Here is a 23,421-nt window from a genome sequence, read left to right as displayed (position 1 = left end):
GTCAGGAAAACTCGGGCGCCCGCTTGCCCAGGAACGCCGCGATGCCTTCTTTCCCGTCGGCAGAGGAGGCATTGCCGGCGATATGGCGGGCCTCATGCTCCAGCTGGGCTTCGTAGCCGGCCGAGTACGTGCTCAACAGCAGCTTCTTGACCGCAGAGTTGGATCCGCGCGCACCGGCGGCCACCTTGGCGGCCAGCGCCTCCAGCCACTGGGGCAGCTCGGCGTCGGGCACCACCTCGGTGACCAGTCCCCACGCCAGTGCCTCGGACGCCTTGAGCACCCGGTTGGTGATCATCAGGTCCTGGGCGCGGCGCAGTCCGACCAGACGCGGCAGCACATACGACGCGCCACCGTCGGGGCTCAGGCCCGCCTTGGTGTAGGCCATCGTGAACGATGCCGATTCGGCGGCCAGCACCAGATCGCCCGAGACGCCGAGGGAGAATCCGGCACCGGCGGCCACCCCGTTCACGGCGGTGATGAGCACGGCATCCATCCGCGCGAAGGTGGACATCGCCCGGTGCAGGTCGTCGGCGATGCCCTTGACGAACACTCCGGGATCGGGCGCGGCGGCCATCGACTTGAGGTCCCCGCCCGCGCAGAAGAACCGTCCCGCCCCGGTGAGGGTGACCACCTTCGTCGCCTCGGTGTCGCACAGCGAGGCCGCGACCGCCAGCTCGCGGGTCATCGCGTCGTTCATGCCGTTGGCCGCGTCCGGCCGGTTCAGCACGATGCTGGTGACGGGCCCCGACTGAGCGAACTTCAGCGTTTCGAATTCGGTCATGTCGCACACCGTATTACGTCGCCACGGCGGCGTGTAACGCGAGGCGGGTTTCGGCGGCGGCCCGTAGCGCACCGAAATCACCGTCGTAGCCGAGCGTGCGCAGCGCACCGTCGGCGCTGATCCACGGTTGTTCGGGCGGGCAGGCCCCGTCATCGGACCGGCGGTTGATGGCCGATTCGACGAGCCGGAACGGGAGGTCGTCGGCATCGGCCGGACCGCCGTATTCGGCGATCACGGCCGCGGCCAGCGCCCGGTAGCGCTCGCGCAGTTCGGCGCGCCGGCGGCGGAACTGCGCGAACCGGTCCACGCGGAGCTCGGGCAGCAGATACAGGGCGCCCAGGTTCCAGGTGCCGCGGCACAGCTGCGCGACGTCGGACACCATCAGCGTGTAGAGCTGGTTCACCGCCGGGCCGCCCTCGGCGACCAGTTCGGTGGCCAGTTGCAGCGGCGCCTCCACCGTGCCGGCCAGCAGCGCATCGAGGATGTCGTCCTTGGTGGCGAAGTGGTGATACAGCGAGGCCTGGCGCATCCCGACGGCATCGGCGATCCGCCGCGTCGAGGTGTTGGCGTAGCCGTGTTCGGTGAACAGTTCCGCGGCGGCATCGAGAATCTCGTCGCGCGGGGTGCGTCCCGGGCGACGCGGTTTCTCGAGCCTCGGACGTCCACGACCCTCGCTGCTCATGGGGCCATTGTGGCATCCGCCGCTCGAGGTGCCATATTTCCTGTCATTTGATAGAAATAACTCCGAAGCTTGTACATGCGGACGTAACAGACCCGTCACCAGCACGGAATGCCCGCCATCAAAACTTTCAAGTGACAGTTAAGGAGGCCGAACATGGCAGACACGAACTCGACCGAAGGGGCACGGTCACACGCCCGCGCCCAGGCCGCGGCGGCGCAGCTGCGAGTGCCGCCGACACCCGCGGGCGTGACCGAACTGCGCTGGGCTGAAGCCGTCCCGGCCGGGTCCTATGCCACCAAGGTGTTGGGCCGGGGCACCCGGCTGCGACTGGCCGATCCGGTCGGCGGCGCGTGCGCGCACCTGTTGCTGTTCCGCGCCGACGCCCCGTGGGAGCGGCTCAACGTCGCCGACACGGTGAAGGTGCCGTGGCAGGCCTACCTCGGGGCCGGCCATCCCCTGCTCTCCGATCAGGGCCGGGTGCTGGCCACCGTCGTCGCCGATACCTCGGGCCACCACGACACCCTGTGCGGGCTGCCCCCGGCCGGGCAGGCCCAGATGCTGCTCGGCGTGCACAAGCACGGCCTGGACATCCGCGATGTGGCGCCCTCGGTGTCGTTCTTCAAAGGTGCTCGGGTGCAAGCCGACGGCGGACTCGTCTTCACCGGCAGCGCCGGGCCCGGTGGATCCGTCGACCTGCTGATCCATCTGCCCGTCGTGGTGGTGCTGGTCAACACCGCGCACCCGCTGGACCCCGAACCCGCGACCACCGACCTCGATGTGCTGGCGTGGCGGGCCGACGACGAACTGACCCGCCCGGTCAACGACGACCCCGAATATCTGCGCGCCCTGTTCAACACCGAAAGCGCCTGGGCCGCTGCACAGAACAGTGCCTTCTAACCGAGACGAGGACCGTATCACCATGACCACTTTCGACGTTGCCGCCTGCGCACCGTGGTCGGCCATCGTGCCCGCCGGCAAGACGTTGCAGATCATCGACCTGTTCGGCAACCAGGCCGTGGACACGCTGTTCTACGGGGTGACCGCCGGCCGGCCCGACCCGGCACTGCGCTACAACGCGCAGACCACCGTTGCCGCGCAACGCAATATCTTCCTGTCCACCGGTTCGGTGTTACGCGCCTCCGACGGCACCGCGCTGATGACCCTCGTCGACGACGAGGTCGGCAACCACGACACCATCGCCGGCGCGTGCTCGAAGGAATCCAACACCCTGCGCTACGGCCATCACACCGTGCACCAGCACGCGTGCGCGGAGAACTTCCTGGCCGAGGCCACCAGATGGGGAATGGGCAAGCGCGACATCGTCTCCAACGTGAACTTCTACATGAATGTCCCGGTGGACGACGACGGCACCCTCGGCATCGTCGACGGGCTGTCGGCACCCGGCAAGACGCTGACCCTGCGTGCCGAGATCGACACCTTGGTCCTGGTGTCCAACTGCCCGCAGATCAACAACCCGTGCAACGGGTTCAACCCGACGCCTGTGCAGATGGTGATCTCGTGACGATCGAGGTGCTGCGGCCGGGCATGCTGACCACGGTGCAGGATTGGCCGGGGCGAGTCGGCTACTGGCACATCGGCGTTCCGCCGTCGGGCCCGATGGACGATCTGTCCTTCCGGATCGGCAACCGGGTGCTCGGCAACGACGAGGGGCTGCCGGGCCTGGAGTGCACGCGCGGCGGACCGGCCCTGCGTTTCCCCGCGGGTGGCCGCGTCTGCGTGACGGGCGCACCGGTGCCGGTCACGCTCGACGGCGCGCCCGTGCCGCAATGGCAGTCGGTCACGGTGCCCGCCGGCGGACTGCTCGATGTCGGCATGCTCTCCGGCCCCGGGATGCGTTGTTATGTGCTGATTGCCGGGGGTCTGGTCGAGCCCGAGTATCTGGGCAGCACAGCCACATTCACCTTGGGGACGTTCGGCGGGCATGACGGCCGGCCACTGCGCGAGGGCGACACCCTGGCCACCGGAGTCGATCCCGGCCCGCACCAGGACTGGCCCGACCGCGATGCCAGAGCCGCCATCGAGGAGCAGCCCAGCATCGGGCAGCGCTGGGAGATCGCGGTCACCGAGGGCCCGCACGGCGCACCGGAGTTCTTCACCCGCGAGGACATCGACACCGTGGTGGGCACCGACTACACGGTGCATTTCAACTCCGACCGCACCGGCGTCCGGCTGGAGGGCCCCAAACCGCACTGGGCGCGCATGGACGGCGGTGAGGCGGGTCTGCATCCGTCCAACATCCACGACAACGCCTACTGCGTCGGCGCACTCGACTTCACCGGTGACACACCGATCCTGCTCGGGCCCGACGGTCCGAGCCTGGGCGGATTCGTCTGCCCGGTCACCGTGGTCGGCGGCGACCGGTGGAAGCTGGGTCAGCTGGCGCCCGGTGACACCGTGCGCTTCGTGCCGGTGCGGGCCGACCGGGCGCCGTCGCTGCGCACCATCGACTCGGACCGGCGGGCGTCGCTGCCGGCTGTGCTGTCCACCGGCGGTGACGGTGATGACGGCCTGCTGAGCCGGTTCACCGCCGCCGACGGCACCAAGGTCACCATGCGCCGCGCCGGCGACGGCGGGGTCCTGGTCGAATACGGCGATATGGTGCTCGACCTCGCCCTGCGGGCCCGGGTGCACGTGCTCTACGAGCACCTGCTCTCCCGGCAGATCGCCGGGATCACCGAGCTCACGCCGGGTGTGCGCTCACTGCAGGTGCAGTTCGACCCGGCCGCGCTGCCGATGGCCGAGGTGCTGGATCTGATCGCCCGGGCCGACGAAAGCCTGCCCGCGGCAACCGAACTCGTCGTGCCCAGCCGGACCGTGCGGCTGCCGCTGTCCTGGGACGACCCGGCCACCCGCGAGGCCATCGAGCGCTACATGCACGGCGTGCGCGCCGACGCGCCGTGGTGCCCGTGGAATATCGAGTTCATCCGGCGGGTGAACGGCCTGGCCGATGTGCAGCAGGTCTACGACACCGTGTTCGACGCCGACTATCTGGTGCTCGGCCTGGGCGACGTGTATCTGGGCGCGCCGGTGGCCACTCCCCTGGATCCCCGCCACCGGTTGGTGACCACGAAGTACAACCCGGCGCGGACCTGGACCCCGGAGAACGCCGTCGGGATCGGCGGGGCGTACATGTGCATCTACGGTATGGAGGGTCCGGGTGGCTACCAGTTCGTCGGGCGTACCACCCAGGTGTGGAACCACCGGCATCCGGCCGACTCGGCATCCTTCGAGCCGGGCACCCCGTGGCTGCTCCGCTACTTCGACCGGATCAGCTTCTACCCGGTGAGTGCGGACGAGTTGCTGGACCTGCGCGCCGATATGGCGGCCGGTCGCGGGCAGGTGCAGATCGCCGACGGGCAGTTCGACCTGGGCGGCTACCGCGACTTCCTGGCCGCGCACGCCGACTCGATCGCCGAGTTCCGCGCCCAGCAGGCAACGGCGTTCGGCGCCGAACGCCGGGCCTGGGACGCCGCCGGAGAGTTCCGCCGGGCGGGCTGAGACGTTTGTTCACCTCGATGTGGCACCCTGTTCACGACTTCCAGCCAGACCGAAGGTGAAAATGCCTGCTGCCAAGCCCAAGACGTCCCGCTACACCGAGGTGGAGCGCAAGTTCGACGTGCTCGAGACCACCGTGTCACCCTCATTCGAAGGGCTGGCCGCCGTGACACGGGTGCAGCATTCACCGACCCAGACACTGGAAGCGGTCTACTACGACACCGCGGACTACGACCTCGCCGCGCACAAGATCACGCTGCGCCGCCGCACCGGCGGCACCGATGCCGGCTGGCATGTCAAGCTGCCAGCCGGCCAGGACACCCGCACCGAGGTGCGGGCCCCGCTGGAGGACTCCGTACCCGAGGAGATCCGCGATGTGGTGGCGGCGATCGTGCGGGACCGGCCGCTGGCGGCGGTGGCCCGCATCTCCACGCAGCGCTCGGTGTCGCTGCTGTTCGGCGTCGACGGGACGCCGGTCGCGGAGTTCTGCGACGACAGCGTGACGGCCACGGCGCTGCGCCCGGACAGCGAGCCGCAGGCGTGGCGGGAGTGGGAGCTGGAACTGGTCGGCGACGCTGCGACCGAGGTGCTGGAGCGCTTGGCCAACCGACTGCTCGACGCCGGCGCCGCCCCGGCCGGACACGGCTCGAAACTGGCCCGGGTGCTCGACGTGGGAGCGCCGGAGAAGGCGCCGGCCCCGCTGGACCCGGTGCACCGCGCCGTGGCCGAGAACGTCGAAGCCCTGCTGGAGTGGGACCGCGCGGTGCGCGCCGACGTGTGGGATTCGGTGCACCAGATGAGGGTGACCACCCGCAAGATCCGCAGCCTGCTGGCCGAGGAGGCGGGCACCGACAACGCGTGGATCCTCGACGAACTCAAGGAGCTGGCGGCGGTGCTGGGCGTGGCCCGCGATGCCGAGGTGCTGGCTGAGAAGTACGAGCGTGCCCTGGATGCGCTGCCGGCGAACCTGGTGCGCGGACCGGTGCGGGAACGTCTGGTCGACGGGGCCAGGCAGAAGTACAAGGCCGGCTGGCGGCGCTCGCTCGCGGCGATGCGCTCGGAGCGCTATTTCCGTCTGCTCGACGCACTCGAAGCCGTGGTGGCCTCCCCCAGCACCACCGCGGAAGGCGAGCCCGCGCAGGTGACCGTCGAGGGCGCCTACCGCAAGGTCGCCAAAGCTGCCAAGGCCGCGAAGGTCGAGGGCACCGACGAGGCGCTGCACCGGATCCGCAAGCGCGCCAAGCAACTTCGCTACACCGCGGCCGCACACGGGGAGACCGCCGTCGCCACCGGCGCCAAGACCATTCAGACGCTGCTCGGCGATCATCAGGACAGCGTGGTCAGCCGCCATCACCTGCTCACGCAGACCGATGCCGCACACGCCGCGGGCGAGGACACCTTCACCTACGGGCTGCTGTATCAGATCGAGGCCGAGATCGCGCTGCACGCCGAGGACGAGATCGGCGCCGCCCTGAAGTCGCTGCGCAAGGCAGTGGGACGGTGACGGGGCGCCGATAGGGGCGGACGAGTTGGCCTGTAAGCCGGATTCTGTGCTCGGCTCCTCGTTGCCGAGGTGCCAAGCGGCGACCATCCATCTGGACACACCGTCGCCGGGTGCCTCAAGCGGCCTACCCGCAAGCTCGGGCGAGCAGCCCTCGAACGCTCGCGCAGCCGCAACCAGGTTGCGGCCTTCTTGGCCTTGCTTCGGGTGGGGTTTGCCTAGCCGCCCCGGTCACCCGGGGCGCTGGTGCGCTCTTACCGCACCGTTTCACCCTTACCGTCTCCGGCGGTCTGTTTTCTGTGGCACTTTCCCGCGAGTTTCCTCGGATTGCCGTTAGCAATCACCCTGCTCTGCGAAGTCCGGACTTTCCTCGAATTTCTCCGCGGTCGCCCGGCCAACTCGTCCGCGCGGGTTACCTTAGCAACATGGCGCAGGTACCTCCAGCCCGCTATTTACTGCGGGCTAAGGGTCTGGCCGATATGAGCGCGTTCGCGCGACCCTAGAAGGGTGGCGGATTCGCCTCGGCGCGGGCGCGATTGAGCGCCCGTTCGCGGGCGATGCGGTAGGCCCGCTCATGCGCCCGGGGTCGTGCGCGGGTGGGCATCGCCAACCCGCGGGTCGGGGTGGGTGGGGGCGCTTGGGCGCGGGTGAGCAAGCCGGTGCGGGCGGCCAGCTGCGGGAAGAACAGCGCCCCATCGGGTGTGCTCTGGTACACCCGACCGGCCGGTGAGATGAGTGTGAGGGAACCGTCGGGCCCCTGTATGTCGGACCACCCGGTGTAGAACGTCTTGACCAGATGATGGGTCCGGCAATACAGCTTGGTGTTCGACGGATGGGTGACACCGGCCGGCCACGGGACGGTGTGATCGATATCGGACACCTCCGCCGGCGCATTGCAGCCGTACCACCGGCACGTCAGATCCCGGGCCCGCACGAAATCGGCCAACCGCGCCGAGGGCCGGTAACCAGGTTCGGTGGGCAACGCCGGTGGCCGCGGCACCGGCGTGCACCGGGCCCGCGCCGCCATCTGGCGCACCTGTTCGGCCGGGATCGCCCCGTAGCCCGGCAGCAGCCCCGGCGTCTCACTGTCACCCTCGACGGTGGCCTGCTCGGCCAGCACATGGATGACGATGCTGCCCGCGGGCGCCTCAGCGGTACCGGCCGGGCATTCGGCCGAGCCGCACATGCATGCCAGCCGGGTCGCGCCTTCGCTGAGAGCACGCAGCGCGTCGGCGCGACGTTCGGCATGCGAACGGGGGTCGTTCGGGCAGACGGTGCGCGCCAGCTCATCAAGCCTCTTGTCGAACACGGCGGCATCGGCCGCGTCGGCAGTGCCGATAACGTCGGCCAGCCCGTTGCCGGCGGGCGTCACGTCGATACGGCGCTCGGCGCGGCGCTGTTTGGCCACCCGGATCGCCTCAGGGTCGACCTCCAGCACCAGCCAGTCGACCAACTCGGCGACCCTGTCCCGTGAACGCGCCGCCCAGCCCGGCGCCTGGGCGGCCACCCGCTCATCGACGATCCCGAGCAGATCGGGATCGACGATCAACGCGGTGCGCGCCGCGATCGCGGTGAAATGCCCGTACTCGAGATCACCGGCCAGGAAGACCTCAGCCAGCCGCGGCAGCCGTTCGATCAATGTCCGGCCGTGCGCCATCTCCGTGGAGGCCCGTTGCCGCCCGATCCCGAGCTCGGTGGCCACCTCGACGGCCACCAATTCCCAGTCGTCGACCACCCAGTCCTGGTGGGTGTTGCCCAGCTCAGCCATCCGAACGCCGGTGTAGCGACCCAGTGCGATCAACCGCCGCGCCGTCGCAGCCCGCTCAGCCCGCAACTCCCCGTGCGCGGTGACGAGATGCGAGTCGAACATGTGTTCGATGGTACTGCGACCCTATGACAAGTCCCCGCGCTCACGCGCGATCCGCACCGACACCCTGGGCAACCGCTGTCCGGGGCGCCGTGCCACCGCGTAGTCCCAGGCCAATCCCTGGCCGAGCTGCCAGCCACGCCACCGCGCCAGCAGGCACATCAAGGCACCCACCGCGGTGCCCACCAGCGCTCCGGCGGTCGACAGCCCGGCGTACCAGAAGCCGATGACCACCGCGCTCGCCACCACGGCACAGCTGGCGTACAAGGTGTTGCCACCGAAGATCTGCGGGATCCGCTGGACGAACAGGTCCCGCAGCGCACCTCCGCCGACCGCGGTGATGGTGCCGAGCAGCAGGGCCGGCAGCCAACCCAGGCCCAGCGACAACGTCTTCTGCGCGCCGACCGTCGCCCAGCAGCCCAGCGCCAGCGCGTCGATCAGCGGGAACGAGACGTTCCACAGCCGCCCGCGCACCGGCAGGACGAAGGCGACCGCCGCCCCCGCGATGGCCGTCAGCGCGTAGAGCGAATCGGTGAGCGCCACCGGCGGCCCGTGCTGCAGCAGTGTGTCGCGGATGATGCCGCCGCCGAGCCCGGACAGCAACGCGAGCGCCGCGAAACCCACGGGGTCCAAACGCTTGTCGCGGGCCACCATGCCGCCGAGGATCGCGTTGGTGAAGACACCCGCCAGGTCGAGGGCACGAAACAGTTCGACGAACACGCCTGAGGGTATCTACGACCGGCGCCGCAACACCATCACGTTGTCGACCAGGTGACCGTGCTCCCCGTCTGGACCCGTCGCCTCCCGCTCGACGGGTTCGGCCCGCAGCCGATCCCAGCCGTGGCCGAGGTCGAGCGCGGCCAGCACCTCCTCGACACTGGGGAACGGATAGTCCTTGTGCTTGGACCACGGCGGTGCGGCCCCGTGATCGACGATCACCAACCGCCCGCCCGGAGCGACGGCAGCGGCCGCCCGGCGCAGCACCGCAGTGCGGTCCAGCGGCACCGTCGAATGCAGGAACTGTGCCGACACCAGGTCGAACTCACCGGCCGGAAAGGTCTCGGTCAGATCATGACGCTGAAAGTCGATGCGCTCCAACAGTTCACCGGCGTCCTTGGCGGCCCGGTCCAGCGCCACACCGGAGATGTCGGTGGCCACCACCTGCCAGCCGTTGCGGGCCAACCAGATCGCGTCACCGCCCTCACCGCAGCCCAGATCCAGGGCGCGCCCCGGTGGCAGCGCGCCGGCGATATCGGCCAGGTGCTTGTTCACCCGACCGCTCCAGACCCGTTCGCGTTCCCCGTAATGCCGGTCCCAGTGCCGCTGCGCGGTCGAGGGGAACACCGGCCACGGCGTACCGGGCAGACCGACATCGTCGGTCATCAGGCTCTGCATCACCGCGGCCCCCGCCATCGATCCGGACGCCACCGCCGCGGACACCTGAGGCATGCCGGGACACAGGTCGCCGGCCGCGAACACACCGGGCACCGAGGTCCGTTGCATCGGATCGACGGCGACCGCGTCGACGGCCACCGGCGAGGGCGGCGCCAGGGCGAGCCCGAGCTGCGCCACCAGATCGCCGCGTTGGCGCAGGCCGACCGAGGCGAGCAGTCCCCGGCGCGGCAACCGGCCACCGTCGGCGAACACCACGGCGGCCAATTCACCTTCTTCGGAATGCAATTGCGCGATCGGTCGCTCGTCCACCTTGATCCCGGCACCTGCCAGCAGGTCGAGCTGACCGGTATCGAGTCCGGCGGGCCCGTCGGACAGCACGACGATGTCCTCGGTCCACCCGCGCAGCAGCAGCGCGACGTGCACGGCGCGGTCCCCCTGCGCGAGCACGGCCAGCGGTTGATCGCGCGCCTCCCAGCCGTGACAGAACGGGCAGTGGAACACCGACCGGCCCCACAGTTCCGCCATGCCGGGGATCTCCGGCATCTCGTAGTGCATGCCGGCGGCCAGCAGTACCCGACGCGCCCGAATGCGGCTGCCGTCGGCGGTGGTCAGCACGAAGTCCGCGCCGTCGCGGACCGCGGTCACCACCGTCGCCGACCGCACCTCGACGCTGGGGTACGCGCCGAGTTCGGTGCGTCCGATCTCATAGAGCTGCGCGGGCGGGCGGCCATCGTGTCCGAGCAGCCCACCGATCCCGTGTGCCGCGCGGTTGCTCTGTGCGCCGGCGTCCAGCAGCAGGGTGCGACGACGGGCGCGGCCCAGGACCAGCCCGGCGCTCAGTCCCGCGGCTCCGCCGCCGACGATGATGCAATCCCATGTGGTGTCCATGCTTCGAGCTTGCCGACACCCCGCATCGATGCCAAGCTGATTTGCCATGCAGGCAAAGTCTGTGGACGACACCGTCCGCAAACGGCTGCGGGATCTGCGCACCCAGCAGGGGCTGACCCTGCAGGACGTCGCCACTCGCGCCGCCATCGATGTGTCGACACTCAGCCGGCTGGAGTCCGGCAAGCGCCGGCTGGCGCTCGATCACCTGCCCCGGCTGGCCTCGGCGCTGGCGGTCAGCACCGACGAGCTGCTGCGCGAACCCGAGTCCGAGGACCCCCGCGTCCGCGGCAGCTCACATACCCGCCACGGCGTCACCTACTGGCCGTTGACCCGCAACGGCCCCACCGGCGGTCGGCACACGTACAAGGTGCGGGTCAGCGCCAGACGCAACAAGCCGCCCGCCGAGTTCCCCGTGCACGAGGGCCAGGACTGGATGTACGTGTTGTCCGGCAAGCTCCGGCTGATCCTCGGCGAACGGGATTTCACCATCGAACCCGGTGAGGCCGTGGAGTTTTCGACGTGGACGCCGCACTGGTTCGGCACCGTCGACGGCCCCGTCGAGGCGATCATGATCTTCGATGTGCACGGCGAGCGGATGCACCTGCATAGCTAGTTCAGGTAGGCCGTGCCTCGCGGACCCGTATCGCGGCCAGTGCGTTCTTCATCGCCTCACCGAGGATGCGCGTGTCGCCGTGGACGCGCGCCAGCATCACCGCGCCCTGCAATGTCGCCAGAATTGACCGGCTCAGGCTCTCGACATCGGCATCGGGGCGCAACTGCCCTCGGTCGGACATCCTGCGCAGCCCTGCTGCCAACAACGATTCCCAGCGATCGAACGCGCCGGCGAGGCTGTCGGCGTAGGCGTCATCACCCTTGAGCTCGGCAGCCATCGATCCCAGCGGGCAGGCGAACGGACCGCCCGGAGCCCGGTGCGTCTCGACGATCTGATCGACCCACCGCTGCAATCCGGCCCACGAGTCCACTCGGTGAATCTCCGGCTGCGCATCCAGTATCAGTTCCAACTGCCGGCCGATCACCGCGCGAACCAGATCCGCCTTGTCGGTGAAGTAGTGGTACAGCTGGGACTTACCGCAGCCGGCGGATGCCAGCACATCGTCAAGGCTCGTTGCGGCGACGCCCTTCTCGTACATTGCCGTCGCGGCCGCGTCGACGATCGCCGCGCGGCTGCGACGTCCTCGCTCGGTGGCCGGCAGCGCTGACCGCCCCGGCTCGCTCGTGCTCGACACCGAATGAAGATATCGCGCCGTCGCCGGCGCGAGGTGAGGAGTCGACGCGTACCGGCAGAGCGATGACGAAACAGTGACACTGCGGGCACGGCCGCCGAATCGCCGGACGCGCACCGATCAGGTCACGTACAAATGAACCGGACAGTACAGTCAGCCTCAGGGAGCCGCACTCCCTGCATCATCGAAACGAGTGCCATGTCAGTTGCCGTCGGTGCAAAGTTCCCGGTCGGGGTCGAAGTCGAGACATCACACGGTCCGGTCTCCATCTCACAGCTGTTGAGCAAAGGACCGGTCATCGTCGGATTCCATCGAATGTGGTGCCCATTCTGCCAACAGGCGGCCCGCGACCTCGTCGCGGTGAGTGACAGATTGGCGGCGATCAACGCGACCGTCGTCCTTGTCTACCGGGAAAGCGTCGCGGAAGTTGACGACTCATGCAGTGAGCGTGGGATTCCATTCCGCTGCGTCAGCGACCAGCATCGTGCGCTGGAGATTGCCGCCGACGTCGGACGGTTCTCACCCGCTCGGTACCTGGCGTTCTCCCCGATGAAGGTGTTACGCGCCCTGCAGTCAGGCAGCCGCATGGGCATGAGTTCGAGGTTCCTGCAAGGACGAGGAACGTTCGTCCTGGACAGCACCGGACGGGTGGCCTATGCACACCGCAGCGTGACCGCCGCCGACATTCCGAACATCGCCGATGTCGTCGCCGCCGCAGAAGCGGTCGCAGGCGGCCGCCCAGCCCCGTGATCGCCGCCTGAACATGCAATTATCCAGAATGTACTCAGCAGTACAACATTGATCGACAACACGTCAGCACCACCGAGCCAGAAAGGCACACCATGACCCCAGCGGAACAACCAGAGGCAGAGACGGCATCCGACGAGACCGCCGCACTTCTCCAGGTCTTCGTGACAGAACAGCTCGCCTTGGAGGCCTCGGGCACACCGACATCGGTGGCAGCGCCGGGTTTTCGAGTCCCCACGGTCTCGCTATTGGATGTCGACGGCAGGCAGGTGACATCCGACGCCTTGTTGGCCGGCACCCCCGCCGTCATCGTCTTCTACCGCGGGGCGTGGTGCCCCTACTGCAATATGGCACTGCGGACGTACGAAAAGGATCTGGTGCCGGCACTGCGGGCCCGGGGCGTGCGCCTCATCGCCGTCAGTCCACAGACACCGGATGGTTCGATGTCCAGCCGCGACATCAACGAGCTGAGCTTCACGGTCGTATCGGACCCGGGCAATCAACTTGCCGCCGCATTCGGGATTCTCACCCAGCCCAGCGCCGAAGCCCATGCGGCCCAACTGTCCTTAGGACTCGACCTCCGCGAGACCAATGCCGACGGTGGCCTCGGATTGCCGATGCCGACCGTCGCACTCGTCGACGAGGACCGCTTGCTGCGCTGGATCGATGTTCACCCCAACTACGCCAAGCGAACCGACCCTCGCGAGGTCCTGGATGCCCTCGACCGCACCCTGGCTACCACACCCCCCGCGAACGCGACCCCGGCACTGTCGTCTGTGACGTCTCGCATGGCCGATCTGGCCGAGACCCTCGGGGTCAAGTCCTGCCTTGTCATGCGTTCCGACCCCGGCTCGATGGTGGTGGCCGCAACGGCCGGACAGGGAGCAGCGCACTACCCCGTCGGAGCCGCCGGGCAGAAAGCCGCGCTCACCCCGGAGGCGGTCCCGCTGTACTGCGAACATGTCGTCGACAGTGGCGAGGCGGTGTTCATCAGCGACTCCCGCGACGATCAGGTATTCGCCGGCAACGAGGATGAAGTCGAGTTCGGCCTGACCAACTACCTGGGCTTACCGGTACGGAACGCCGCCGGCGAGGTCGTCGGCACGGTGTGCGTGCTCGACGACTCCGCCCGCGACTACGACGATCAGGCGCGACGGGCGCTCGACGCCCTTCGATCCGACGTGGAGGCGATCATGGCGCAGGACCCGTCGGCCCTGTCCACCTGATCCAGCGCTGAATTCAGAGCGGGTTCCGCCCGGCCAGCGCGACGAGCCTCTCGGTCGGCGTCGCGCTGGCCCCAACCTCCACCTCGGCACCGAAGAGGCCGTTCGGCCGCAGGGCCGGGACCAGCTGCGATCCAACGGCTTCTGCCAACGTGGCCTCGGGTGCGGTGAACTCGACCGTCGCGCCGACGGCGCCGGCCAGATCCCAACTGTGGATCAGAGTCGAGTAGGTGATGATCCCGATGGCCTGTTCGGCGGCCATCGACCCCAGAACGGTGCCGACCGGCTGCTCCCAGTCCACGATCGAAGCCCACGCCCGGTGCGAGCGCTCGACGGCCCGCTCCACCACATCCAGCGGGTCGGGGCCCAGGATGTCGATCCCACTGAAGAGCTCCTCCTCCGTCGGACCACCTTGGCCATCCACCGCCGCGGAGAAGGCGTCGATCGAGGCGACCGTATGGCTGACCAATGACCGCACATTCCAGTCGGCGCAGGGGCTGGGCCCATCCCAGTCGGCGGGGCCGAGCCCCGAAACCAACGTCACCAGACGCCGGTCGGCCTGTTCCAGCAATTCGATCGAGCCCATCTACATCTCCTTTATAACGGTAATCAGATTTGATTACCGTTAGTTTCTAACGCATCGCCCTAACGGTGTCAATGCTGAGATATCGTTAGCAAGGTGAGGGAACCGTCGAGGCTGGACAGCGCGCAGGCACTTGGGTTCCCCGTGGCCGATGAGCCCCTCGCGGTGGACCTCGCCGACACGCTCATCACCGCGACCGACCCCACCACGGATCTGCTTGCCGATGAGGCGACCTGCCGCCGCTGGTGGGACCTTCAACGTGATCGACTCCCCGAGGGCACCGGAATACCGTCGCTTTCGGCGACCACCGAACTGCGCCAAGCGGTTCGGGACATTCTCGACGCTCACGTCGGCGGCACCGCACCCAGGCAGACCAGTATCGACCGGGTGAACGTGGCCGCAGGCGGCGTGGCGTCGACGCGCAAGCTTGTGCGGACCGACAGCGGATGGGCGTCCGAGACCACGCTCGTCACACCCGACGAACCCCACCAACTGGCGTTGGCGGCGGTCGCCGAGAGTCTGATCGAGATTCTCGCCGGACCCACGCCACACCGCTTGCGGCGGTGCGCGAACCCGACGTGCAGCATGCTTTTTCTGGCGCAGGATGCCCGCAGGAGATACTGCACCCAGAACATCTGTGCCAATCGGGCTCGGGCAGCCCGGCACTACCGCCGCCACCACCACTGAGCGGCGCTACCGCGGGATCAGATGGTCGGCAGGTACGCCGTCTGGTTGACCAGCCGCACCGAGGCCAGCCCGTCGGGGTAGAACTCCGCGATGCTCAGCGAGGCGAGGTCCAGATGCAGCCGGTACAGAATGCCGGCGCTGCCGTCCAAGGCAAGGCGCAGAAGCGTTTTGATCGGCGTCACATGCGACACCACGAGCACCGTGGACCCGCCGTGCTCGGCGACGATCCGGTCACGCGCCCGGCGCACCCGGCGCGCGACGGCGTCGAAACTCTCCCCGTCCGGGGGTGTGATGCTGGTGTCGCGCAGCCACCGACCGTGCAGCTCCGGATCCCGTTGCACCGCTTCGCCGAACGTCAACCCCTCCCAGGCCCCGAAATCGGTTTCGATGAGGTCGTCGTCGACGGTGACGTCCAGACCCAACGCCTTCGCCGCGGCCGCCGCGGTCTCATGGGCCCGCTGCAGGGGTGAGGAGATGACGGCGGACACCCCGCCCTGCTCCCCCAGGTAACGCGCCGCCGCATCGGCCTGGGCGCGACCCAGTTCGGTCAACGGCGGATTCCCGCGACCCGAGTACCGCCGGTCCACCGACAGTTCGGTCTGGCCGTGCCGCAACAGCATCAGCCGGGTGGGCTCGCCGCGCGCACCGGTCCAGCCGGGTCCCGAGCTCGCCCCGGCGGGTGTGTCCGCCGGGTCGTCCTGCGCGGCGTCCATCGCCTCGTTGGCCAGCCGGTCGGCGTGGGAATTGCGGTCCCGCGGAATCCACTCGTAGCTCACCGCGTCGAACTGGCGGGCCGCCTGGGTGGCTTCGCGGTGCAGCTCCAGCAGGTCGGGATGCTTGACGCGCCAGCGGCCCGACATCTGTTCCACCACCAGTTTGGAGTCCATCGACACCGCCACCTCGGTGGCGCCGACCTCGGCTGCCGCCGTCAAACCTGCGATCAGACCCCGATATTCGGCGACATTGTTGGTCGCCATGCCAATCGATTCGCGGCGTTCGGCCAGCACCGCGGAATGGTCCGCGCTGAAGACGACCACACCGTAGCCCGCGGGTCCCGGGTTGCCCCGCGAACCACCGTCGGCCTCGACGAGAACCTTCACGGTTTGATCCGCAACAGGATCGCCCCGCATTCCGGGCAGCGCAGCACCTCGTCCTCGGCGGCCGCCGAGATCCGGGCCATCTCACCGCGGTCGATCTCGATCCGGCAGGCGCCACATCGCTTGCCCTGCAACAGACCGGCGCCCGGGCCCCCCTTGGCCCGCTGCTTCTCGTACATCGCGACCAGGTCGGCATCCAGACCGGAGGTCAGCTCGGTGCGGCGCAGCCCACCGACGTGACGGGCCTGGTCGATGGCGACCAGCGCCTCATCGCGCGCCAATTGCGCCGCAGACATATCGTTGTGCAGGGTGTCGATGCGGGCGAGCGCCTCGGACCGCTGGGCCTGCAACGCTTCACGGCGCTCCATCACCTCCAGCATCGAATCCTCCAACGCGGACTGGCGGCGCTCCAACGTCTCCAACTCGTGCTGCAGTTCGGAGAGCTGTTTGGGGTTCACCTCGCCGCCGTCGAGCAGCGACCGGTCCCGGTCCTCACGCTGCCGGACCCCGTCGATCTCGCTCTCCAGTTTGGCGACCTGGCCGTCCAGGTCCTCCAAGGTGATGCTCAGCACGGCGAGTTGGTCGTTGGCGGCCCGGTGTTCGGCCTGCGCCTCGTCGAAACGCTGCTGCTCGGCGAGGTTGCGGGCCCGGTGCTCGACTCGGCTCAGCTCGGCGTCCAACTCGACCAGCGTCAACAGCGAACGCTGTTGGGTGAGTGCAGCTTTCATCAATGGTGTCCTTCTTCGATATTCCATGGGTCGGTGCGCACCGTGCTCACGCGCACCGGAAGTTCAGCGCCGAAACGTGTGGTGAGCAGGGCGGCCGCCTGTCCGCACCACGGGTATTCACTGGCCCAGTGCGCCACATCCACCAGAGCGGTGCCGAACTTGCGGCGGTGCTCGTCGGCCGGATGGTGGCGCAGATCCGCGGTCACGTACACCTGGGCATCGGTGCGGGCGACCGTGTCCAGCAGCGAGTCGCCCGCGCCACCGCACACCGCCACCCGCGAGATCAGCGCTTCCGGGTCACCGGCCGCCCGTACCCCCCAGGAGGTGGCCGGCAGCCGGCCACGCACCCGGGCCACGAACGCCGACAGCGATTCCGGTTCGGGCAGGGCGCAGATCCGCCCGATACCGACCCCGGAGGGCAGCGGCGCCAGGGCGAACACATCGAAGGCGGGTTCCTCATACGGATGGGCGGCGCGCAATGCCGCCAGCACCCGCGCACGCACCGCCGACGGCGCGATCACCTCGACCCGGTCCTCGGTCACGTGTTCCAGGGTGCCGACGGTGCCGATGGCGGGATCGGCGCCTTCCCGCGGCAGGAACTGCCCAGTGCCACTGGAGCTCCAACTGCAGCAGGAGTAGTCGCCGATCTGGCCCGCCCCGGCCGCGAACAGCGACACACGTACCCGCTCAGCGTCTTCGGCGGGAACGAAGACGACCCACTTGTCCAGGCCGGAGCGGGACTCCGCCGGGGCCAGGACGTCCTGCACCACCAGCCCCAGGGCGTCGGCCAGCGCGTCGGAAACCCCGGGCAGCGCCGCGTCGGCGTTGGTGTGCGCGGTGAACAGCGATCGCCGCGAGCGGATCAGCCGGTGGATCAACGATCCTTTGGCGGTGCTCGCCGCCACCGTGTCCACGCCGCGCAGCAGCAGCGGGTGGTGCGCCAGCAGCAGACCGCCCTCGGGCACCTCGTCGACCACCGCCGCGGTGGCGTCCACCGCGATGGTCACCGACGTCACCGGCTCCGACGGGTCACCGCACACCAGGCCCACCGAGTCCCAGTCATGGGCCAGCGCGGGCGGATACGCGGCGTCGAGGACCTCGATCACGTCGGACAGCAGGACACTCACCGCAGGATCTCCCAAAAACCCGACACCAACGCCGGCCACTCCGGCCGGACCGCTGCGCGCAGATAGTCACCCTCGAGCCCCACGAAGGTGTCGCAGCGGCGCACCGCAATCCCCTTGCTGTCCAACTGTTTGCGGGCCAGTTCGGCGTCGGCGACGCGCATCAGGACGAACGGGGCGCTGCCGTCGACCACCTCGATGCCCGCCGCCCGCAGTCCGGACACCATCTCGGTGCGCAGTGCCGCCAACCGGCGGGCGCCGGCCTCGGCCTCGGCGACGGCCTCCGGTGCACAGCATGCGGTCACGGCTTCGAGCTGTAGCGTGCCCAGCGGCCAGTGCGCCCGCCGGACGGTCAACCGCTCCAGCACCTCGGGCGCGCCCAGCGCATAGCCGACCCGGAGTCCGGCCAGCGACCACGTCTTGGTCAGGCTGCGCAGCACGACGACGTCGGGCAACGCCAGCCCGGCCACTGATTCGGGCTCCCCCGGCACCGCGTCGGCGAACGCCTCGTCGACCACCACGATCCGGCCCGGGCGGCGCAGCGCCAGGATCTGCTCACGGGTGTGCAGCACCGAGGTGGGGTTGGTCGGGTTGCCGATGACCACCAGGTCGGCTTCGTCGGGCACTCGGGCGCCGGCCAGTGAGAACGGCGGCGCCAGCACGACGTGTTCGGTCGGAATGTTCGCGGCGCTCAGCACCGCTTCGGGTTCGGTGAACGACGGGGCGATCAGCGCGGCCAGGGTCGGCGCCAGCTGCGGCAGCAGCGCGAACCCCTCCGCGCCCCCGGCCAGCAGCGCCACCTCGTCCATCCCGCGGCCGTGCCGCTCGGCGACGGCACGCACCGCCCGGTCGGTATCGGCCGCGGTGGGATAGTGGCCCAGATCACCCAGCCGCGCACCCAACCGGTCCACCAGCCACGACGGCGGCCCCTCGGCGCGCACGTTGACCGCGAAGTCCAGCATGCCGGGCGCGACGGCCTGATCGCCGTGATAGCGCGCCGCCTGCCGGACCCTGTGAACCACAGCACGACAGTAGTGCGCCGCAGGACACCACAGGTACATCGGCGACAATGGACGGGTGACTGACACGGTGATCGAGACCCCGCAGCTGGTGTTGTTCGACCTCGACGGGACCCTCACCGATTCCGCGGACGGCATCGTGGCCAGCTTCCGGCATGCGCTGGACACCGTCGGCGCGCCGGTACCCGACGGCGACCTGGCCGGCCGGATCGTCGGGCCGCCGATGCACCACACGCTGAGCGAGATGGGGCTCGGCGACCGTGTCGAGGCGGCGATCTCCGCCTACCGCGCCGACTACACCACCCGCGGCTGGGCGATGAACAGCCTGTTCGACGGGATCCCGACGCTGCTGGAGGATCTGCGCGCCGCGGGCGTGCGCCTGGCCGTCGCCACCTCGAAGGCCGAGACGACCGCGCAGCGCATCCTGACCCACTTCGGCCTGGACGGCTATTTCGAGGTGATCGCGGGCGCCAGCTCGGACGGCAGCCGGTCCGCCAAGGCCGATGTGGTGGCGCATGCCCTGGCCCAGCTGAGCCCGCTGCCCGAGCGGGTGCTGATGATCGGCGACCGCTCCCACGATGTGGAGGGCGCCGGTGAGCACGGTATTGACACCGTCGTCGTCGGCTGGGGTTACGGCGGCACCGATTTCGACGGCCCCGACGCTCCCGCGCCCCTGCACCGGGTGCAGACCATCGCCGACCTGCGGGAGGTGCTGGGTGTCTGACCGGCGGGCAGGAGCGCAGCGACCGGGGGAACAGCTTGTGCATGTCACCTTCATCTGCTCGGGCAACATCTGCCGGTCCCCGATGGCCGAGAAGATGTTCGCCCACCAGATCTCCGAACGCGGCCTGGCCGAGGTGGTGCGGGTGACCAGCGCGGGTACCGGTGGCTGGCACGCGGGCGAGCCCGCCGACCGGCGCACCAATCAGATACTGCGCCAGCATGGTTACCCGACCTCACACAGTGCGGCCCAGATCGACGACGACCACCTGGCCGCCGACATGGTGATCGCGATGGGCCGCAACCATGCGCGCTTCCTCAAGGAGATGGGGGTGCCGCCCGAGCGGCTGCGGATGATGCGGTCGTTCGATCCCCGCTCGGGCGCCTTCGCCCTCGATGTGGAGGATCCGTACTACGGGTCGCTCACCGACTTCCAGGACGTGTTCGACGTCATCGACGCGTCGTTGGGTGGGCTGCACGAGTGGGTCGACGAGCGGTTGGGTTCTGGGCGATGAGGCGCTGGGCGTTCCTGTTCCGGCCCCAGTGGCTGGCACTGTTCGTCGTGGTGGTCGCGTTCGCGTGGCTGTGCTTCACGGTGCTGGCGCCCTGGCAGTTGGGCAAGAACACCAAGACCTCTCGGGAGAACTCGCAGATCGCCAGCTCGCTGTCCGCGGACCCGGTACCGCTGACCAGCGTTCTGCCCCATCAGGATTCATCGGCTCCTGATCAGCAGTGGCACCGGGTCAGTGCCACCGGGCACTATCTGTCCGAAGCACAGGTGGTGGCGCGGCTCCGGTCGGTCGACGGCGATCCCGCCTACGAGGTGTTGACCCCGTTCGCGGTGGACAACGGGCCGACGGTGCTGGTGGACCGCGGCTATGTCAAACCGGTCCAAGGCACTGCGTTGCCGCCGTTCGCCGCCCCGCCGGCCGGCCCGGTCACCATCATCGCGCGGCTGCGCGATGCAGAGCCGATGCTCACCGGCAAGGATCCGTTCCGGGCCGACGGTGCGCAGCAGGTGTATTCGATCAATCCGCCCCAGGTGTCGCAGGTGACCGGGGTGCCCCTGGCCGGTTCGTATCTGCAGTTGGTGGACAACCAGCCCGGCGGCCTCGGAGTGATTCCGCTGCCGCACCTGGATGCCGGGCCGTTTCTGTCCTACGGCATCCAGTGGATCGCCTTCGGCATCGTCGCGCCGATCGGGCTGGGTTATTTCATCGTCGCCGAGGTGAAGGCCCGCCGCCGGGAGAAGGCCGCAGACAAGGCCGACGCCCAGCCCGACGTGCCCGACCTCACGCCCCAGACGACCGAGGAGAAGCTCGCCGACCGATACGGGAAGCGACGCTGACCGCAGCCACGGTGGCCAGCGCCTGTACGGCGCGCGACAGCCGCACCGCCCGGCGCAGATCGCGCGCCTGGGGTGCGGGACCGTCACCGAGGGTGGGGCGCATCTCGAGGCGGTGCGCGTACTGGGTGGGTCCGCCCAGCTGCACGCCCAGCGCTCCGGCGAACGACGCTTCGGCGACTCCGGCATTCGGGCTGGGATGCTTACCGGCGTCGCGGCGCCACGCCCGCCACGCCTCGGCGGGCGCGCCGGACACCGCGACCACGCACAGCCCCGTCGCACGCGCCCCGAGATAGTTGACCGCGTCATCGAATCGCGCTGCGGCCCAGCCGAACCGCTCGTACCGCGGCGAATGGTGACCGATCATCGCGTCGAGGGTGTTGGCGCCGCGGTACACCAGCAGCCCGGGCACCCCGGCCACCGCGCCCCACAGGATCGGCGCCACCTGCGCATCGGAGGTGTTCTCGGCCACCGATTCCAGGGCCGCCCGCGCCAGGCCGTCGGCGTCCAGTGCGGCCGGGTCCCGGCCGCACAGGGACGGCAGTAAGGCCCGGGCGCGAACGAGGTCGTCCCCGCCGAGCCGATCGGCCATCTGCGCACCCGTGCGGGCCAGGGAGGTTCCGCCCAGCACCGCCCATGTGCTGGCCGCCGTGATCGCGAAGGTCCACGCCGGGCCGCGTCGCGCCGCGGCCCGTTCGGCCGCCACCCCGAGCACGCCCAGTGCGCCGAGCAGCACGGCAGTGTGGACGACGCCGGCGGACCGGCGGTCGGCGTAGGTGTGTTTCTCCAGGGCCGCGGCGGCCGTGCCGAAGGCTGCCACCGGGTGGCCGCGCTGCGGATCGGCCCAGCACAGGTCGGCGAGATAGCCGGCCGCCAGTCCGGCCGCACGGGCAGTGTGTTCAAACACGATGGGGAGCGTCTCACAAGGTGCTCTACTCGAGTACATGAGGCTGGGACCACCGCGCCGTCCGCGACGCGTCATCGACCTGCTCAATCCGGCCGCGGCGCTGGCGCCCGCCGCGAACGTCATCATGCAGTTGTCGCTGCCCGGCGTCGGCCATGGGGTGTTGGAGAGCCCGGTGGACAGCGGCAATGTCTACCTGCATCCGTTCAAACGGGCCCGCACCACCGGCACCTACCTGGCGGCGGCCACCTACGGCACCGACGCCGACCGCGCGCTGATCCGAGCCGAGGTGGACCGCGTCCACGCGCAGGTCCGGTCGCGCCCGTCAAGCCCGGTGCGCTACAACGCGTTCGACCCGAACCTGCAGTTGTGGGTGGCGGCGTGCCTGTACCGCTACTACATCGACCAGCACGAGTTCCTGTACGGGCCACTGGATGACCAGTCGGCCGACGCGATCTACGCCGACGCCCGCACCCTGGGCACCACGCTGCAGGTGCGCGAGGAGATGTGGCCGGCGGACCGGGCCGCGTTCGACGACTACTGGAAACGCACACTCGACGATCTCCGGATCGACGAACCGGTGCGTGAGCACCTGCACGGGGTGGCATCGGCGGCGTTCCTGCCGACGCCACTTCGGCAGTTGGCTGGGCCGCCGATCCTGTTCGCCACCAAGGGATTTCTGTCGTCGCGATTCCGCGCCATGATGAATCTGGATTGGACACCGGACGACCAGCGCCGGTTCGCCTTGCTGTTGATGGGACTGCGCATCGCCGATCGCGTCGTGCCGCGGGAGGTCTGGCAGTTCGGTTATCGGTTGTACCTGTGGGATATGCGGACCCGGGCGCGCCTGGGTAAACGAGTGGTCTGAAAGGGGTAGTCATGTCATTCGCGGCACTGAACCATGTGGCGGTCACGGTCAGCGATATCGGCGTCAGCGGCCCGTGGTACCGGGCACTGATCGGGTTCGATCCGGTGCTCGACGAGCACACCGACGCCGGCTTCCGGCATCTGGTGTGGGCGCTCGACGGCGGCACGCTGTTCGGTATTCACCAGCACGACCAGGCGATCGAGCCGGGTGAATTCACCGAGTTCCGGGCCGGGCTGGACCACGTGGGGTTCGGCTGCGCGTCGCGCTCGGAGCTGGAGTCATGGGCCTCGCGGCTCGACGGGCTGGGCATTGCGCACGGTGGCGTGGTGGATGCGCATTACGGGTCCGGGCTCAGCTTCCGGGACCCCGACGGGATCGCGCTGGAGTTCTTCGCGCCGCCGGAATAGTCCGCGCGCATTCCGTCGATGAAGAGTCCGACGAGCCGCCGGTTGTGGTCCATTGGCTCGGATGCGTGCTCCCGGCGCACATTGACCAGCAGGAT

25 protein-coding genes, 1 other RNA gene and 1 pseudogene are annotated in these 23,421 nt (G+C 69.2%); 13 read left to right on the top strand and 14 right to left on the bottom strand.

All coding sequences use genetic code 11. The annotated features are described in order from the left end of the window. Position 1: 1 nt before the first annotated feature. Positions 2-781 (bottom strand): enoyl-CoA hydratase/isomerase family protein, encoded by a 780-nt coding sequence (locus FHU31_RS21830; RefSeq protein WP_167162379.1) that lies wholly within the window; start codon positions 779-781, stop codon positions 2-4. A gap of 13 nt (positions 782-794) precedes the next feature. Further along, positions 795-1,463 carry a TetR/AcrR family transcriptional regulator gene (locus tag FHU31_RS21825; protein ID WP_167162377.1) on the bottom strand — a complete coding sequence of 223 codons (669 nt, stop codon included), beginning with the start codon at positions 1,461-1,463 and terminating at the stop codon, positions 795-797. A gap of 153 nt (positions 1,464-1,616) precedes the next feature. On the opposite strand from FHU31_RS21825, the gene FHU31_RS21820 reads away from it, so the two are divergent. From FHU31_RS21820 to FHU31_RS21805, 4 genes are all read left to right on the top strand, one after another. Then, on the top strand, positions 1,617-2,360 hold the full coding sequence (locus tag FHU31_RS21820; protein WP_167162375.1) for a DUF1989 domain-containing protein: 744 nt from the start codon (positions 1,617-1,619) through the stop codon (positions 2,358-2,360). A gap of 22 nt (positions 2,361-2,382) precedes the next feature. Beyond that, positions 2,383-2,985 carry an urea amidolyase associated protein UAAP2 gene (locus tag FHU31_RS21815; RefSeq protein WP_167162373.1) on the top strand — a complete coding sequence of 201 codons (603 nt, stop codon included), beginning with the start codon at positions 2,383-2,385 and terminating at the stop codon, positions 2,983-2,985. Positions 2,986-3,008: 23 nt separating this feature from the next. Next, positions 3,009-4,982 carry a 5-oxoprolinase/urea amidolyase family protein gene (locus FHU31_RS21810; protein ID WP_208411279.1) on the top strand — a complete coding sequence of 658 codons (1,974 nt, stop codon included), beginning with the start codon at positions 3,009-3,011 and terminating at the stop codon, positions 4,980-4,982. Between the two features lie 61 nt (positions 4,983-5,043). Further along, positions 5,044-6,483, top strand: a complete 1,440-nt coding sequence (locus tag FHU31_RS21805; protein WP_167162369.1) for a CYTH and CHAD domain-containing protein — start codon at positions 5,044-5,046, stop codon at positions 6,481-6,483. 17 nt (positions 6,484-6,500) lie between these two features. Here the strand turns inward: FHU31_RS21805 and rnpB are convergent. The 5 genes and pseudogenes from rnpB to FHU31_RS32285 form a co-directional block, all read right to left on the bottom strand. Further along, an RNA gene (gene rnpB, locus FHU31_RS21800) (RNase P RNA component class A) lies at positions 6,501-6,882 on the bottom strand. Positions 6,883-6,979: 97 nt separating this feature from the next. Beyond that, entirely contained in the window at positions 6,980-8,350 is a 1,371-nt protein-coding gene (locus FHU31_RS21795) for an HNH endonuclease signature motif containing protein (protein ID WP_167162367.1), read from the bottom strand. 21 nt (positions 8,351-8,371) lie between these two features. After that, positions 8,372-9,067, bottom strand: a complete 696-nt coding sequence (locus FHU31_RS21790; protein WP_263987750.1) for a trimeric intracellular cation channel family protein — start codon at positions 9,065-9,067, stop codon at positions 8,372-8,374. 12 nt (positions 9,068-9,079) lie between these two features. Then, entirely contained in the window at positions 9,080-9,730 is a 651-nt protein-coding gene (locus FHU31_RS32290; RefSeq protein WP_457920352.1) for a methyltransferase domain-containing protein, read from the bottom strand. Between the two features lie 93 nt (positions 9,731-9,823). Then, positions 9,824-10,630, bottom strand: a pseudogene (locus tag FHU31_RS32285) (NAD(P)/FAD-dependent oxidoreductase); the annotation flags it as partial. Between the two features lie 46 nt (positions 10,631-10,676). Here FHU31_RS32285 and FHU31_RS21780 point away from each other — a divergent pair. Beyond that, on the top strand, positions 10,677-11,243 hold the full coding sequence (locus FHU31_RS21780) for a helix-turn-helix domain-containing protein (protein ID WP_167162362.1): 567 nt from the start codon (positions 10,677-10,679) through the stop codon (positions 11,241-11,243). A gap of 1 nt (position 11,244) precedes the next feature. On the opposite strand, the gene FHU31_RS21775 is transcribed toward FHU31_RS21780, so the two are convergent. Continuing rightward, positions 11,245-11,877 carry a TetR/AcrR family transcriptional regulator gene (locus tag FHU31_RS21775; protein ID WP_263987751.1) on the bottom strand — a complete coding sequence of 211 codons (633 nt, stop codon included), beginning with the start codon at positions 11,875-11,877 and terminating at the stop codon, positions 11,245-11,247. 195 nt (positions 11,878-12,072) lie between these two features. Here FHU31_RS21775 and FHU31_RS21770 point away from each other — a divergent pair, with 195 nt between their 5' ends. Together FHU31_RS21770 and FHU31_RS31620 are read left to right on the top strand one after the other, a co-directional pair. After that, positions 12,073-12,624, top strand: a complete 552-nt coding sequence (locus FHU31_RS21770) for a redoxin domain-containing protein (RefSeq protein WP_167162361.1) — start codon at positions 12,073-12,075, stop codon at positions 12,622-12,624. A gap of 92 nt (positions 12,625-12,716) precedes the next feature. Continuing rightward, positions 12,717-13,847, top strand: coding sequence for a redoxin domain-containing protein (locus FHU31_RS31620; RefSeq protein WP_234901547.1), 1,131 nt, complete (start codon positions 12,717-12,719; stop codon positions 13,845-13,847). 13 nt (positions 13,848-13,860) lie between these two features. Here the strand turns inward: FHU31_RS31620 and FHU31_RS21760 are convergent, their stop codons facing one another. Beyond that, positions 13,861-14,430 (bottom strand): TIGR03086 family metal-binding protein, encoded by a 570-nt coding sequence (locus FHU31_RS21760; RefSeq protein ID WP_167162359.1) that lies wholly within the window; start codon positions 14,428-14,430, stop codon positions 13,861-13,863. Positions 14,431-14,523: 93 nt separating this feature from the next. Between FHU31_RS21760 and FHU31_RS21755 the strand changes: the two genes are divergently transcribed. Further along, positions 14,524-15,114, top strand: coding sequence for a CGNR zinc finger domain-containing protein (locus tag FHU31_RS21755; RefSeq protein WP_167162357.1), 591 nt, complete (start codon positions 14,524-14,526; stop codon positions 15,112-15,114). Between the two features lie 17 nt (positions 15,115-15,131). On the opposite strand, the gene FHU31_RS21750 is transcribed toward FHU31_RS21755, so the two are convergent. The 4 genes from FHU31_RS21750 to cobC are packed head-to-tail and all read right to left on the bottom strand — an operon-like array spanning position 15,132 to position 19,124. After that, a complete protein-coding gene (locus FHU31_RS21750; RefSeq protein WP_167162355.1) occupies positions 15,132-16,214 on the bottom strand; it encodes a bifunctional RNase H/acid phosphatase in 1,083 nt (360 codons plus the stop codon). Further along, positions 16,211-16,939: a zinc ribbon domain-containing protein gene (locus FHU31_RS21745; RefSeq protein WP_167162353.1), complete on the bottom strand. Its 729-nt coding sequence runs from the start codon at positions 16,937-16,939 to the stop codon at positions 16,211-16,213. The genes FHU31_RS21750 and FHU31_RS21745 overlap by 4 nt, the downstream gene beginning before the upstream one ends. Further along, a complete protein-coding gene (locus FHU31_RS21740) occupies positions 16,939-18,066 on the bottom strand; it encodes a Nif3-like dinuclear metal center hexameric protein (protein WP_167162350.1) in 1,128 nt (375 codons plus the stop codon). The genes FHU31_RS21745 and FHU31_RS21740 overlap by 1 nt, the downstream gene beginning before the upstream one ends. After that, entirely contained in the window at positions 18,063-19,124 is a 1,062-nt protein-coding gene (cobC, locus tag FHU31_RS21735; RefSeq protein WP_234901607.1) for an Rv2231c family histidinol phosphate aminotransferase CobC, read from the bottom strand. Before cobC ends, FHU31_RS21740 begins: the two co-directional genes overlap by 4 nt. A 16-nt stretch (positions 19,125-19,140) precedes the next feature. On the opposite strand from cobC, the gene FHU31_RS21730 reads away from it, so the two are divergent. Genes FHU31_RS21730 through FHU31_RS21720 form a run of 3 tightly spaced genes read left to right on the top strand, consistent with a single transcriptional unit; the run spans position 19,141 to position 21,150 of the window. Continuing rightward, positions 19,141-19,806 carry an HAD-IA family hydrolase gene (locus FHU31_RS21730; protein ID WP_263987752.1) on the top strand — a complete coding sequence of 222 codons (666 nt, stop codon included), beginning with the start codon at positions 19,141-19,143 and terminating at the stop codon, positions 19,804-19,806. Continuing rightward, positions 19,799-20,317, top strand: coding sequence for a low molecular weight protein-tyrosine-phosphatase (locus FHU31_RS21725; RefSeq protein ID WP_308206685.1), 519 nt, complete (start codon positions 19,799-19,801; stop codon positions 20,315-20,317). The genes FHU31_RS21730 and FHU31_RS21725 overlap by 8 nt, the downstream gene beginning before the upstream one ends. Beyond that, positions 20,314-21,150 (top strand): SURF1 family cytochrome oxidase biogenesis protein, encoded by an 837-nt coding sequence (locus tag FHU31_RS21720; RefSeq protein ID WP_167162346.1) that lies wholly within the window; start codon positions 20,314-20,316, stop codon positions 21,148-21,150. Before FHU31_RS21725 ends, FHU31_RS21720 begins: the two co-directional genes overlap by 4 nt. Here FHU31_RS21720 and FHU31_RS21715 read toward each other — a convergent pair. Then, positions 21,095-22,054 (bottom strand): cobalamin biosynthesis protein, encoded by a 960-nt coding sequence (locus FHU31_RS21715; RefSeq protein ID WP_263987753.1) that lies wholly within the window; start codon positions 22,052-22,054, stop codon positions 21,095-21,097. The two genes, FHU31_RS21720 and FHU31_RS21715, sit on opposite strands and share 56 nt — an antisense overlap. A 37-nt stretch (positions 22,055-22,091) precedes the next feature. On the opposite strand from FHU31_RS21715, the gene FHU31_RS21710 reads away from it, so the two are divergent. Together FHU31_RS21710 and FHU31_RS21705 are read left to right on the top strand one after the other, a co-directional pair. Further along, positions 22,092-22,919 carry an oxygenase MpaB family protein gene (locus FHU31_RS21710; protein WP_167162342.1) on the top strand — a complete coding sequence of 276 codons (828 nt, stop codon included), beginning with the start codon at positions 22,092-22,094 and terminating at the stop codon, positions 22,917-22,919. An 11-nt stretch (positions 22,920-22,930) separates the two neighbouring features. Next, positions 22,931-23,326: a VOC family protein gene (locus tag FHU31_RS21705; protein ID WP_167162340.1), complete on the top strand. Its 396-nt coding sequence runs from the start codon at positions 22,931-22,933 to the stop codon at positions 23,324-23,326. Positions 23,327-23,421 lie beyond the last annotated feature (95 nt).

The organism is Mycolicibacterium fluoranthenivorans, assembly GCF_011758805.1.
GTDB classification, from domain to species: Bacteria; Actinomycetota; Actinomycetes; order Mycobacteriales; family Mycobacteriaceae; genus Mycobacterium; species Mycobacterium fluoranthenivorans.
Note: the sequence above shows the minus strand (reverse complement) of the source record. Positions and strands in the feature narration are given on the sequence as shown.